Below are 13,570 nucleotides of genomic sequence, written 5' to 3' on the forward strand. Positions count from 1 at the left end.
TCTTCGTGAGATGGGTGAGGGTGCGGAATAGTATCAATCTATCCAGCGGTATCCGTTGTACCAGTTTATCCATATTACGTCGTCGATGAATGAGTTGAAGAGCGGAATGTCGCTTTGGTCAATGACCCACTGCCACTCGCCCGGCCTGCCGTCGTGAGTGATTCTGAGTTTTGGTCTACCCGGTAGGCCGTCGGGTGGGAATGCCTCTAGGAAACCTGGTTTCATCGTGAACTCGTGGTAGCCATCCTCAAACCTTCCCTGGACGGCATACCTGCGAGCGACCTCTTCGCTCTCGCCGAGATAGGCGGTCCCAAGGCCGCCTTCCGCTGTGTCCGGGTGGAGGGAAGGGTCCAGTCCCCGAGCTTCAAGTGGTCTGTGGCCCTTGGTGGGAGATCGATACAGCTTGACAGGTTCCTCAGGGCAGCCTTCCGGAGCAAGCCCCAGCGGGTCCGACCACGTATGGGGATTGTGGACGTACGTGGCCGGGTTCGGGGCCGGGGTGAGGCCCAGGGGGTCCGGGGTGAGGTAGCGGGCCGTTTCGGGGTCGTACGTGCGGAAGTAGTTGTGGTGGAGGCCCGACTCGGGGTCGAAGTACTGGCCCGGGAAGCGGAGCGGGGTGTAGGCGGCGGCGTCGCGGGTCCACGTGGTGGAACCCCAGAGGGTGGAGCGGGCGCGCCAGGCGATCTCGCCCGCCTCGTCGACCAGTTCGCGCGGGGTGCCGATGAGGTCCGTGACGATGGCGAAGAAGCGGTCGTCCGTGGTGCCGAGGACACGCTCCGCCTGGGTGAGCGGGTGCAGGCCGTGGTGGGTCCAGGTGAGGGTGACCGGGCCGGCCGTCTGCTCGCAGAGGGTGGTGCCGTCCCACGTGAAGAGGGTTTCCTCCGCCACCTCGCCGGTGGGCGCGAGGCGCTGCTTGGCCGTGCGGCGGGAGAGGGCGTCGTAGCGGTAGCGCCAGCGCGTGCCGTCCGGGGTGGTGACCCCGCTCAGCCGGTCCTCCGCGTCCCACTCGTAGTGCCAGGTGTCCGGCTTGCGCGAGAGGCGGGTCTTCTGGCGGAGGACGACCCGGCCGAGGGCGTCGTGTTCGTAGCGGATCGAGCCGGCGCGGGTGATGCGGGTGCCGGTGTACGAGCGTTCGCCCTGGGCCTCCGCGCCCGGGTGGCGGGTCGGCCAGGAGGCTCTGGTCTGGTTGCCGGCGTCGTCGTAGGCGTAGCGCTCGGTCCAGTTGGACGCGTCGACTGCCGTGACCCGGGCTGCCGGGTCCAGGGTGAAGGTGTGGGGACCGGCGCGCGCGTCGTCGATCGCCGTGAGGGCGCCGTCGGCGCGGTAGCTGTAGCCGCGGCGCTGGAGGGTGCGGCCGTCCTGGCCGACGAGGTGCTGGTCGGTGAGACGTCCGACCGGGTCGTAGGCGTGGGTCAGGGCCAGGTCCGCGCCGATGGTGCGGGTCAGCTCCCGGCCTGCGGCGTCCCGCTCGAAGGTCAAGGTGCGGCCCGATGCGCTGAGGGCGCTGCGGCGGCCCGCCGCGTCGTACGTCCACTCGGAGAAGGCCCCGGCGGGGGTGGTACGGCCGGCCCGGCGGCCCGCGACGTCGTAGGTGTGGGTGAGGGTGCGTCCGTCGACCGTCTCCGAGACGACGCGGCCGTACCGGTCCCGTTGCAGGGTCAGCGTGGTGCCGTCCGGTGAGACGGCCCGGGCGAGCTCGTCGAAGGCGTCGTACTCGTAGGACGTGATGCCGTCCGCCGTCTCCTTGTGCAGGAGGAGGGAGAGGGCGTCGTGCGCGTACGTGGTCGTGGCGCCGAGGGCGTTCGTACGGGAGACCAGGCGGCCCGCGGCGTCGTAGCCGTAGGTCAGGGTGCGGTCGTCGAAGTCCGTCTCGCAGGCCAGTCGCCCGGCGGGATCGTAGGCGTAGGTCCAGGTCAGGCCCTGGGGGTTGGTGACCGAGGAGAGGCGCAGCTCGGTGTCGTGGGTGAAGGAGTAGCGGACGCCGTCCGGGCCGGTGCGGGCTGTGAGGAGGTCGAAGTCCCCGTACTCGGAGAGCGTCAGCCCGCCCATCGGGTCGGTGTGGGTGGTGCAGTTGCCCTCGCCGTCGTAGGTCCAGGACTCCGTGCCGCCGTCGGCGGTCTCCCGGTGGAGCAGGCGGCCCTCCACACTCCACGTGAGGCGGGTGGTGTGCCCGAGGGGATCGGTGACGGCGATCGGGCGGCCGAAGCCGTCACGCGTGTACCGGGTCGTCGCGCCCAGCGGGTCGGTGATCTCGACGGGCAGGCCGGCCGGGTCGCAGCGGACCGTGGTGACCGCACCCAGGGTGTCCGTCACCGAGGCCAGGTGGCCGCGGGTGTCGTAGGTGAAGCGGCTCGTCGCCCCGTGCGGTGCGGTGGCAGAGGTGCGGTTGCCGCGGGCGTCGTACGTCGTGCGGGTCACCCGGCCGTCCGGCCGGATCACCGTGACCGGCAGGCCCAGCGCGTCGTACTCGGCCCGTACCTCGCGTCCGTCGGGGCGGACCACCGTGGTGAGCCGGCCCTGCTCGTCGTAGACGTACCGGGTCGTGTGGCCGAGCGGGTCGGTGCGGGTCAGCAGGCGGTCGTACGCGTCGTGGGTGAACCGGGTGGTCGCGCCGGTGGGGTCGGTCTCGGCCGTGATCCGGGCGCGGTCGTCGACCAGGTACCGGGTCTGGTGGCCGTGGGAGTCGGTGTAGGTGGTGGAGCCGTCCCCGTAGGTGAAGCGGACGCCGAGGTGCCCGTTGGTGCCGGACTGGGCGGTGCAGCGGTGCTGTTCGTCGTAGACGTAGTCGAAGTGACGGTCGTTCGTGTCGGTCCAGGAGGTGATCCGGCCGAGTGCGTCGTAGCCGAACCGGAGGGGGCGGCCCGAGGAGTTGGTGACATGGGTGAGGTGGCCGTCGGTGTACGCGTAGCGGAGCACTTCGGTGCCGTCGGCGAGGGCGAGGCCGGTTATTCGGCCTTCCGATGAGCTGAGGCGCAGCTCGTAGCCGCCGCTGTGGGACAGGGCGGTCGGCGCGCCCGTCCCGTCGTACTCGAAGGCGATCCAGGCCCCGCCCCGGTCGTCGAGCTGGCTGAGGAGGCCCTCGTCCGTGAAGTGGCGGACGTGGCCGGACTCGGGGTCGGTGACCGTGTATCCGCCGTCCGCGTCGCGGGTGAGCGGCCAGCGTTGGCCGTGGCCGGGGAGTACGGGGGTTCCGGAGGTTCCGGGCTCGGGGTGCGGGTAGGAGAGCAGGCTGCCGTCCTCGCGTACGAGGATCACGCCTTCCTCGTCGATCTCCAGGCGCTGGTCGACCGTGGACGCCCAGGACGGCCCGAACCAGCGGCCCGCGCGGTACGAGGACTCGAAGGTACGGGTGAACACGAGCGGCAGCGCGCCCGGGAGGACCAGGTCGGTCTGCGGCAGGACCATCCGGCCCGTCGCGACGTCGACCGGGTCGGCCTTGCACTTCAGGTCGCCCTTGCGGCGAGCCGCAGCCTCGGCTTCGGCCCTGGTGGCCGCGCGCGCGGCGCCCGTGCTCGCCGCTTCCTCGGCGAACCGTGCGCCGGCCCGGAGGGTGGGCAGGCCCTTCGAGCCGATGAGATCGGGGACGAGACGGCCCAGGAACTCGCTGGGGTCCTTCATGAAGCTGTCGATCATCGGGCCGGGGATGCGTTCGGGATGGGACGCGGTGGAGACGAGACCGGCCAGCGTCATGCTGAAGTTCTGCTGGAAGTCGGCCGGGTGCGTCAGGTTGTACGGGTCGAACGGGTTCAGGCCGCGGGCGAAGTTCAGCGTCCCCGCCGCGCCCTTGGCCACGCCGCCCACGAAGTGGTTGAGCTCGACCGCCTCCGAGCCCACGTAGTCGCTGATCCCGGCCAGGAGCTGGTCCATCGCCGGGGGGTTGGCCGGGGCGTGTTCCATGGCGGCCTCGAGGGTGCGCTCGGCCGTCGCGGCGGCCTCGTCGCGCTGCCTGCGGGCCTCGTCGAGGATCTCCTTGGCCCACTTGCGGGCGGCCTCACCCGGGTCGGCGCCCTCCACCGGCACCGGGCCCGGATCGCGGCCGGCCTTCGAGGCCGCCTTGTAGGCATCCTCCTTGGCGACATGCGCGTCGTGGGCGTCCTTCGACGCCTTCACCGCCGCCTTGTGGAGCGCGATGGCCTCCCCTGCCTGCTTCTGCGCCCAATCCACCGTCTCCGCGTACCGGGTGAGCGCGCCGCTCGCCGACTCGCACGCGTCGGAGGCGCGCAGCCAGTCGGTGGGGTGCATCGCGAACTTCTCGCGGAACGCGTCGGCGGCCTGCCCCTTCCACCGGTCCGAGTCGAGGGCCTTCATGCCCTGGCCGACCCGCTCGAAAGCCGCCTGGAAGTCGGCGAAGTGCTTGGCGGACGCCCGGATCGCCGACGGCTTGCCGTGGACCAGCTCGTCCGCCTGCTCGCTCTGGCCGAGTTCCTGCTCCCGTACCGAGGCTCCGAGACGGGAGGCGACGCCGTCGCCGAAGTCCTCGACCTTGTCCGCCCAGCCGTGCGCGCCGACCCGGTCGAGTGCGCCACCGACCTCGTCGGTGGCCCGGTCCACCCCGTGACCGATGACCTTCTTCGCCGAATCGACCCCGTCCCCGATCTTGTCGAGACCCTTGTCGACCAGGCCGCCCCAGTCCGTCATCGGCCCTCACCACCGGGCTGCGGCTCGGGTGCGGGGCCGACGAAGTCGTTCACCATGCCGTCCATGTCGTCCCGGAGTCCGACGGTGTCGAGGATCTGGTTGGACAGGAGGATGTCGGAGCTGTTGACGTCCCGGACCGCGGTCTTCCAGGCCTCGTTGCCGTTCTCCGTGGCCTGGCCGAAGGACTCGCGGCTGTAGTCGGCGTCCCGGATCTGGGTGATCGGGTTGTCGGAGAAGACCTCGCCCCAGTCCTTGTCGATGACGTCCTTCTCGGAGGCGTACGGATTGCCGAGCGCCGCGTTCGTCACGACCTTGAAGCTGCCCTGGATGTACTGGTCCTGTTCGTACACCACGCCCGCGGACAGGCCCACGTTCATGGCGAACGTGTTCCCCTGCTGCACCAGCGAGCGGACCCCCCAGCCCCAGCGTTCGCAGAACGTGCCCAGCGCGGACGTCAGACCCGCGTGCCCGGTCTCCATTCCCGTGAGCCCCAGCTCGGTGAAGCCACCGCCCATGCCGGCCGTGCCCACCGACCCCAGTTCCTTCAACTCGGCCAGGCTGTCCGTGATCCCCTTGGCGATCTCGCCCAACGCCTGCTTCGAGACGTCGAGATCCGCCCCGTCCCCGCTCACGCGGCCGCCTCCCCGTCGAGCGCCGCCCTGTCCGGGACGATTCCCCGCACCGGCGGGAGCACCATGCCGTCCGGCCCCGCCGCGTTCCACGCGACCCCGCACGGAAAGTCCAGCGCAGGCACCAGCTCGTCGAGCAGTCGCGCACCGACCACCCGCCGGTACGTCCATTCGCGGCCGCCCTCACCGCGAGCCTCGGCGAACCGCCCCAACGCCTCCGCGTCGGAGAAGACGCAGATCCAGTCCAGACCTCCGAACTCGGACGTCCACAGACCGCCCCGAGCGTCCAACGGGACCAGAACCACCCGGCTGCGGAAGTCCGCCAGCCGCTCCAGCACCGCCTCCCGGGCTTCCGCCACCGGATCGGCTTCGACCGACCCGACGGCCCCCTCATCCGACGGCTTCGTAGCCGCGCGCCGCTCAACGGCATCGGCCCGCAGCCGACCCCACTCCTCGTCGAACCCCACCTGGACCCCCCACCCCATGCGTCCTAATCGAACGCACCTTTGCATGGTGGGGCGGGGCGAGCCAAATTCACTGTTCGGTAGCGCACATATCGAGACAGGTGTGCGGAGCCCTCGACTGCTGGCGATGCGACGTATCTGTGCTCAGGTCAGCGAGTTGGCCGGCATGTGACCTCCGCCGCCCGCGCGGTGGGATTCCGTTGCAATAGCAATGGAATCCCGCCGCCCGGGGCGGGCGCCTGTTCACCCGGTGCCGTACTCCGTCAGGGCGCGGCCCAGGCGGGCCACGCCCTCCGTGATCTCCGGTGGGGTGTGGGTCGTGAAGGAGAGGCGGAGGGTGCGGGGGTCCGGGGCGGTCGCGTGGAAGGGGGCTCCCGGGACGAAGGCGACGCCGTGGGTGACCGCCGTCTTGAGCAGGTCGCTCGCGTCGTGGTCCTCGGGCAGGCGGGCCCAGACGAACATGCCGCCCTCGGGGAGGTTCCACTCGCAGTCCGCCGGGAGGGTACGGCTCAGGGCGACTTGGAGGGCGTCGCGCCGTTCGCGGTACGCCGCGCGGACCGTGGCGATGTGGGCGTCCAGGTCCGCCGTCGCCAGATAGTGCGCCGCGGCCAGCTGGTCCACCGTGGAGGTGTGGAGGTCCGCCGCCTGCTTCGCGACCACCGCGGCCCGGCGCAGCGCCGCCGGAGCCCGGAGCCAGCCCAGCCGGAGCCCCGGCGCCATGATCTTCGAGAAGCTGCCGAGCAGGGCCGTACGGTCCTCCGCCCCAGGATGCGCCGCCAGCCACGGGACGTCCGCGCCCTCGTAGCGCAGTTCGCCGTACGGGTCGTCCTCCACCAGCCACAGCCCGAGGCGCGCCGCGATCCGCGCCACCGCCGTCCGCCGGGCGGCCGGCAGGGTGCGTCCCGTCGGGTTCTGGAAGGTGGGGACGGTGTAGAGCAGCTTCGGGCGTTGCCGTGCGACGAGCTCCGCGAGGGCCTCGGGGACGATGCCTTCCCCGTCGCAGGGGACGGCCACCACCCGGGCTCCCGCCAGCCTGAAGCACTGGAGCGCCGCCAGGTAGGTGGGGTTCTCGACCAGCACCACGTCCCCGGGTTCGATCAGGGCGGTGGTGATGAGGGTGAGGGCCTGCTGGGAGCCCGAGGTCATGACGACGTCGTCCGCGCCGGTCGGCAGGCCGCGCGCCGTGGTCCGGGCGGCCACGGCCGCGCGGAGTTCCGGCGCGCCCTCGGTGGTCGAGTACTGGAGCGCGCGCCGCGCCGATGCGGCGAAGGCGGCGTCGTACGCGGCCCGCAGGCCCTCGGTGTCGAAGAGCTCGGGCGCGGGGAGGCCGCCGGCGAAGGAGATGATCCCGGGGCGTTCGGTGAGCGCGAGGATCTCGCGTACGGGGGAACCCTCGACCGAGGCGGCGCGGGCGGCGAACGGGGGCGGCGGCGATGCGGGCACAGCGGTGCCGGCAGGCGCGGCGGCAGCAGGCATGGGCGCTCCTCCGGAGACGGGTGCGCGCATCGTGGCCAGGAAAGGTTGTAGATGGCATGTATGTATCAGGGGGTGGACCCCCCTTCCCGACCCCTCCCTATCTGACGCGGCATCAGCTAGACCGTTCCCATGACGACAGGAGAGCAGGAACCGCAGCAGGACACCCGCGTCGACGACTACGCCGCGCTCGCGTCCGTCGGCCCCTACGGCGTCCGCCCCGGCCACGCGCTGATCACCATGGTGGAACCGCACCCGGGCCACGAGTACGCCTACAACCGCTGGTACGAGGACGACCACTACTACGCCGGCGCCATGGCCATGCCCTGGATGTACGCGGGCCGCCGCTGGGTGGCCACCCGCGAGCTCCAGGAGCTGCGTTACCCCGAGAAGTCGGCCGTGGCCCAGCCCGTCTCCGCCGGCTGCTACATATCGACGTACTGGGTCACCGAGGGCCGCTACGACGAGCACATGAAGTGGACCGTCGGCATCAACAAGCGCCTGAACCGCGACGGCCGGGTCTACCAGGACCGTACCCACGTCTTCACGGCCTTCCAGGACCACGCGGCCACCGTCTACCGCGACGGCGCCGCCGGCCCGCGGGACTTCCACGCCCTCGACCACCCGTACGCCGGCCTCGTGGTCCAGGTCGTCGACGCCGACGGGCCCGATCAGCGGGCCGGGTTGCTGGAGTGGCTGCGCTCGCGCGCCCTCCCGAAGCGGCTGCACGGCTCCCCGGCCGCGATGGTGACGGTCTTCCGGCCGACCCCGCTGCCCGGCGACCGGATGACGTACGTCAAGCAGGTCGAGGGGATCGACACCCGGCTGACGCTGCTGTGGTTCCTGGAGGCCGATCCGCGGGAGTGCTGGGACCGCTTCCAGGGGCTGGACACGGAGGTCGCCGAGGCGGGGCTGGGGCGGGTGGAGCTGGTGGCGCCGTTCATCCCCACGGTGCCGGGGACGGACCGGTACGTCGACCAGCTGCGCTGACCGTGACACCGGCCGTGCGAGCGGCTGCATGCGTGCCCGTGCCTGCATGTGTGTTCCTCGCCGTACGTGTGCCCGTACGTGTGCCCGTACGGGCACACGTGCGCGGGCATGGCCGAGCCCCCTCGGCCAAGACGGCGGACCGGTCGAGAGGGCTCCAGTCAGTGGTGCACATGTGGTGAGCAGCGCTGTTGCTGCCTGTGGGAGCGGAACGGTTGGGACGCGCCGTGATCTTCAGGCGAGGCGTCCCAGCCGACCCTCGGTGACGTCGGCGACGAAGGAGGTCCAGGAGCCGGGTGCGAAGGTGAGGGACGGACCGTCCTGCACCTTCGAGTCGCGGACGGCGATGGCCTCCATGACGGGGGACTTGACCTCGACGCAGGCGCCGTTGGCAGAGTAGGAGGACTTGACCCAGTTGACCGTGGCGCCCTGACGAATAGCCATGTTTCTCTCCGGTGAGCGAGTAGTTCCGGTGTCTCGTCGGCCATTTCCGGCTGACCTGATCGACGCTACCCGCAGCTCCTGATAGGTGAAGGAAGCGTTCACCCGACCGAGTGGCATATTCCATTCAGGCCTTATGTGGCCGGGGAGTGACGGTGTACCGTACCGGCCCCTCCGCCACTCGCCCGGCACATCACGGCGTTAGTCGCTCTATTCGTTCTATTCGCCCTTGTCGGCATATTCGTCGATGATCCCGGAGATGAACTGCCGGGTCTGGTCGACGTTGAGGGCCTGGGCGCGCAGGTGTTCGTACATCACGCTGTACTTCTGCACGTCGTTGGCCTTCTCCAGGTACAGGTCGCTCGTCACGCCCTCGATGTAGACGACCGTCGAGTCGGACGCGTCCGGGAACTCCAGGATCGCGTACTGGCCGTTGACCCCGGGATGGGCGCCCAGCGAGAAGGGCATCACCTGCACGGTGACGTGCGGCTGCTCGGACTGCTCTATCAAGTACTCCAGCTGCCGGGTCATGAGCTGGGCGTCGCCCACCCGCCGGCGCAGCGCGGCCTCGTCGATGACGGCCCACAGGCGCAGCGGGCCGAGCTCCGGGTTGTTGTTGTCGGTCTCGGAGAGCCGCTTCTGGCGGTGCATCCGGACCTGGACCCGCTTGTCCACGTCGGCCGGGGCGGTCTCCGGCCAGGCGCCGCGGACGAGGGACTGGGCGTACTCCGTGGTCTGGAGCAGACCCGGGATCACCAGGGGTTCGTACGTGCGCAGGCTGGCGGCGTCCGTCTCCAGGCCGATGTACACGCTGTACGGGATGTCGCCGAAGGCGTGCCACCAGCCCTGCTGGCGGGAGTCCTTGGCCATCTGCATGAGCGAGTCGATGAGCCGGCGGTCCTCGACCTCGTACACGTCGCACAGGTCGCGGACGTCGCGCTGGCTGATGGAACGGCGGCCGTTCTCCAGCCGGCTGATCTTCGACTGGGAGACGAGGAGGCGTTCGGCGACCTGTTCGGCCGTCATGCCCTTGTCCTCGCGGAGCTTGCGCAACTCCATACCCAGTCGGCGGCGTCGGACGGTGGGATTGACATTGGACGCCACGGGAACGGCACCTCCGCCTTCTTCTGTCGTGCAGCGGTCTCTCTGCGTGTCTGATGTCGAGCAGACTGCCACCGAAGCGGGCGCCGCCGCTGGGGAACGGCAGGGAAAACACAGACGCGCGGGGCGGCGGGGTCGGCGAACCGGCCCCGCCACCCCGCGCGCTGGCGGTTCCCGAACCGGGTCTTTGCGGACGTCGGTCACGGCGATGGCGTTGCGATCGAGCTGAGATGGATCCGGGATGGATCTGTGGACCCGAACTGGTTGTAACCGGTGGATCAGTGCGCGGCCGCGCGGGCCATCGCACCCGTCCGGCGCGGCTGCAGCGGAACGCTGCTCGCCGTGGCCCGGGCAGGTGGTGCCGGTGCGCGGTCACGGCGCGGCTGTGCGGCCACACCGTTCTGGACGTCCATCACGGCATGCGCCACGAGTCCGCCCATCGGGTCGTGCCGGATCAGGTCCCGCAGCCGGGACCTGGACGACCGCCCCTCGTTGCCGGGGTACAGGTGCTTGCCGAGTCCGACCGCGTGGGCCAGTGCGGCAAGCGCCGCGGTCCGCGGGTCCGGCGGTACGCCGGTGCGGATCGCACTGTCGAGCCGGGCTCGGATCTCCCGGCTGATCTCCGTGTCCGTCGCCTGGTAGCGAGTTGTCGGCAACACACCGCACATCTGTCCCGCGACGGCATGGACCATGCCGCAGCGCTCCAGATGAGCGAGGTAAATCTGACGGAGCCCCAGTCGGGGTCCGCCGATCCAGTGGACGGCCCGTACCGGGCTGCCGCGCCTGCGCAGCAGTTCCAGTGCGGAGTCCAGAGTCGGATCTCCTGTCGGCCGTGGCATCACCACGGCGATACGATCCCCATCAGGGGCTATCCGTCCTGCCAGAGCCAGCTCCACTAGCTGTGCCCCGGCCAGGCCGAGGTCGAGCGACTGCGGCTGCGCCGTGGTACCCGTGGCCGGGTCCAAGGCGAGCAGCAGAAGCTCCTCCGGAATTGTTCTGCGGCTCCTGCCCATCCATGCCTCCCCGCGTGGATGAGTGACAGGGTGACGCCTCTCACATTCATCTGTCGAGAGCGCGTGGCCGCTTTGTGGGGGAACCCGCAGCTATGTCGTTCTCGTCTAGCACGGGGGCGATGCCCCCGAGACGGGACACTGTTAGACATTCGGACAGCCGGACGTGGCGGCTATGGAGGAGGAACGGTGGCGGGCGAGTCCCCCGACAAGTCGGTAGATGCAGGAGCGCCGGGGGCGGCGGAGTCGTCCGCGGAGCGTGATCCGAGGCTGTCGGTGTTCCGGCCGAGGGATCCGGAAGACCAGGACGCTCGCGCCGGCGAGGCGGAGGCCGAGCCTGAGCCCGTTGCCGAGCCCGAGCCCGAGGCGGAGGCCGACACGGCGCCGGAGGCCGAGGCCGTTGCCGTGCCCGAGGTGGAGCCCGAGCCCGAGGTGGAGGCCGAGCCCGAGCCCGTGGCCGGAACCGAGGGCGAGCGGGATCCGCTGCGCGAGGCGGTGGCGGCATGGGTCGCCAAGGCCGACGGACCCGCGGAGACCTCCGAACGGGTGGAACCCGCCGCGGATTCGGAGGCGGATGCCGAGGCGCCGGCGGAGGAGCCCGCGGCCGACGAGACGGCTGCCGCGCCCAAGCGCGAGGCCGCTTCGGACGCCTGTTCCGAGAAGCCGGATTCTGCTTCCGGTTCTGCTTCCGGTTCTGGTTCCGTTTCTCCTTCCGATTCAGGTTCCGGTTCGGCCGCGGAGAAGCCGAAGGCCGTGGACAGCGAGCGCACCGCTGTCTTCCGTGCGGTGAAGCGCGATGTCGATGCCGATGCCGCTGCCCCGGCGGCGGCTCCCGCTGCGGAGAAGGCCGCCGACAGCGAGCGCACCGCCGTGTTCCGTGCGGTGAAGCCGGATGCCGGCGCGGAGAAGGGCGAGCCCAAGCCCCAGCCCGCGCCCGCGGCCGAAGAGCCTGCGGACAGCGAGCGCACCGCCGTGTTCCGAGCGCCGAAGCTGGATTCCGGTTCGGCCTCCGCCCCGGAGCGGCCGAAGCCCGCGCCCGCTGCCGATGAGCCCGCGGACAGCGAGCGTACGGCCGTGTTCCGCGCGGTGAAGCTGCCTTCCGGTTCGGCTTCGGTCGATGAGGTGAAGCCCTCCACCGACAAGCCCTCCACCGACAAGCCCGCGGCCGGGAAGCCCGCGGACAGCGAGCGCACCGCCGTCTTCCGGGTCCCCAAGGTGGATGCGGTCAAGGCGGAGACTCCGAAGCCCGCCGCCGCCAAGCCCGCCCCCCCGAAGCCGACCCTGGCCAAGCCGGCCGAAGCCAGGTTCGCCCCGGCCCAGGCCAAGCCCGCCGAGGCCAAGCCCGCCGCCGAGGCGCCCAAGGGCAGCACCTTCGTGCCGCTGCGTCCGGAGAGCGTCGCACCGGCGCCCGAGGTCCGGCAGCGGCCGAAGCTGCCCGCCGCCGTGGACCGGTCCGAGCGGACCACCCAGCAGCCGCTGCCGCCCAAGCCGCCGCTCGACATGCTGGCGGACCTCACGAACAACCCGCCTCCGCCGCCGAGCCCGATGCGCACCGCCGTCCGGCGGTTCAAGATCTACGCCCCGCTCGTCGTGCTCGTGGCGATCATCCTGGCCGTCGTGCAGCTGGTGCGCCCGCTGCCCGAGCCGAGGCTCGTGATGAACGCGAAGTCCTCGTACACCTTCGACGGCTCCAAGCCCCAGCTGCCCTGGCCCGCCGAGGGCCAGGCCTACATGGCCGCCGCCGGCCTCGGCACGCTCGGCCAGTCCGGCGAGCAGAAGCCCGTGCCGATCGCGAGCGTCACCAAGTCGATGACGGCGTACATCATCCTGCGCGACCACCCCATGAAGAAGGGTGAGCAGGGCGCGATGATCGACGTCGACAAGACGGCCGAGACCGAGGGCAAGAAGAACAACTCGACCGACAACGAGTCCACCCTCGACACGGTCAAGGAGGGCGAGAAGATCTCGGAGTACGACGCGATCGCCGCCCTCATGATCCCGTCGGCCAACAACATCGCGCGGCTGCTCGCGCGCTGGGACGCCGGTTCCCAGGAGGCGTTCGTCAAGAAGATGAACGACACCGCCAAGGACCTCGGCATGACCAACACCACGTACACGGACCCCTCGGGTCTGGACGCGACCACGGTCAGCACCGCCGAGGACCAGGTGAAGCTGGGCCTGAAGCTGGTCGAGATGGAAGCGCTGCTGGACATCACGAAGAAGACCAGCTGGGTGGACCCGTCCGGCAAGAACTGGCGCAACTGGAACGGTCTGACCGGACCCACCGGCGCGCTCGGCATCAAGACCGGTACGACGACCAAGGCGGGCGGAAACCTCCTCTTCGCCGCCCAGAAGAAGGTCGGCAAGACCAACCAGCTGATCGTCGGAGCGGTCCTCGGCCAGCACAAGGCGCCGATCATCGACAGCGTGCTCGCCGCGAGCAAGCAGCTGATGCTCGAGACCCAGAAGGTCCTCGACGGCGCGACCGTCGTGAAGAAGGGCGAGGTCGTGGGCTACGTCGACGACGGTCTCGGCGGCCGGACGCCCGTCGTGGCCACCGCCGACGTGCAGGCGGTCGGCTGGGCCTCGCTGACCGTCGACGTCAAGCTCGCGGACGGCGGCGCGAAGATGCCGCAGACCGCTACGGCCGGGACCGAGGTCGGTGTGCTGACCGTCGGCGAGGGCGCCAGCCAGGTGAAGGTGCCGGTGGCCCTGCAGAGCGGCCTGGCGGCGCCGGGCATCGGCAGCAAGCTGACGCGCGTCGGCTGACATCCGGTGAGAGCGTGGATCCGGCGCCCCGGGCAACCCCGGGGCGCCGGGGCGCGTC

The 13,570-nt window shown here is 70.7% G+C and carries 9 protein-coding genes; 2 read left to right on the forward strand and 7 right to left on the reverse strand.

Going from position 1 to position 13,570, the window contains the following annotated elements:
• Positions 1-33: 33 nt before the first annotated feature.
• The 4 genes from RIU97_RS23620 to RIU97_RS23635 all read right to left on the reverse strand — a co-directional run bounded on the left by RIU97_RS23620 (position 34) and on the right by RIU97_RS23635 (position 7,207).
• Complete coding sequence (locus RIU97_RS23620) at positions 34-4,638, reverse strand: putative T7SS-secreted protein (protein ID WP_404959579.1); 4,605 nt, start codon at positions 4,636-4,638, stop codon at positions 34-36.
• Positions 4,635-5,270 (reverse strand): hypothetical protein, encoded by a 636-nt coding sequence (locus tag RIU97_RS23625; RefSeq protein WP_404959580.1) that lies wholly within the window; start codon positions 5,268-5,270, stop codon positions 4,635-4,637. The genes RIU97_RS23620 and RIU97_RS23625 overlap by 4 nt, the downstream gene beginning before the upstream one ends.
• Positions 5,267-5,752: a hypothetical protein gene (locus tag RIU97_RS23630; RefSeq protein WP_404959581.1), complete on the reverse strand. Its 486-nt coding sequence runs from the start codon at positions 5,750-5,752 to the stop codon at positions 5,267-5,269. The genes RIU97_RS23625 and RIU97_RS23630 overlap by 4 nt, the downstream gene beginning before the upstream one ends.
• A gap of 222 nt (positions 5,753-5,974) precedes the next feature.
• Positions 5,975-7,207: a PLP-dependent aminotransferase family protein gene (locus tag RIU97_RS23635; protein WP_404959582.1), complete on the reverse strand. Its 1,233-nt coding sequence runs from the start codon at positions 7,205-7,207 to the stop codon at positions 5,975-5,977.
• 129 nt (positions 7,208-7,336) lie between these two features.
• Between RIU97_RS23635 and RIU97_RS23640 the strand changes: the two genes are divergently transcribed.
• Positions 7,337-8,194: a hypothetical protein gene (locus RIU97_RS23640; protein ID WP_404959583.1), complete on the forward strand. Its 858-nt coding sequence runs from the start codon at positions 7,337-7,339 to the stop codon at positions 8,192-8,194.
• A 231-nt stretch (positions 8,195-8,425) separates the two neighbouring features.
• On the opposite strand, the gene RIU97_RS23645 is transcribed toward RIU97_RS23640, so the two are convergent.
• From RIU97_RS23645 to RIU97_RS23655, 3 genes are all read right to left on the reverse strand, one after another.
• Positions 8,426-8,635 carry a DUF397 domain-containing protein gene (locus RIU97_RS23645; RefSeq protein WP_319722484.1) on the reverse strand — a complete coding sequence of 70 codons (210 nt, stop codon included), beginning with the start codon at positions 8,633-8,635 and terminating at the stop codon, positions 8,426-8,428.
• Between the two features lie 216 nt (positions 8,636-8,851).
• The gene (locus RIU97_RS23650; RefSeq protein ID WP_361762318.1) at positions 8,852-9,736 is read right to left on the reverse strand and encodes a helix-turn-helix transcriptional regulator; all 885 of its coding nucleotides are present in this window, start codon (positions 9,734-9,736) and stop codon (positions 8,852-8,854) included.
• 275 nt (positions 9,737-10,011) lie between these two features.
• The gene (locus tag RIU97_RS23655) at positions 10,012-10,746 is read right to left on the reverse strand and encodes a GPP34 family phosphoprotein (RefSeq protein WP_030390041.1); all 735 of its coding nucleotides are present in this window, start codon (positions 10,744-10,746) and stop codon (positions 10,012-10,014) included.
• A gap of 186 nt (positions 10,747-10,932) precedes the next feature.
• Here RIU97_RS23655 and RIU97_RS23660 point away from each other — a divergent pair, with 186 nt between their 5' ends.
• Entirely contained in the window at positions 10,933-13,512 is a 2,580-nt protein-coding gene (locus RIU97_RS23660) for a D-alanyl-D-alanine carboxypeptidase (RefSeq protein ID WP_404959584.1), read from the forward strand.
• The last annotated feature ends 58 nt before the right edge of the window (positions 13,513-13,570 follow it).

The sequence above is a fragment of the Streptomyces sp. 147326 genome (assembly GCF_045000215.1).
In the GTDB taxonomy this organism is placed as follows: Bacteria; Actinomycetota; Actinomycetes; order Streptomycetales; family Streptomycetaceae; genus Streptomyces.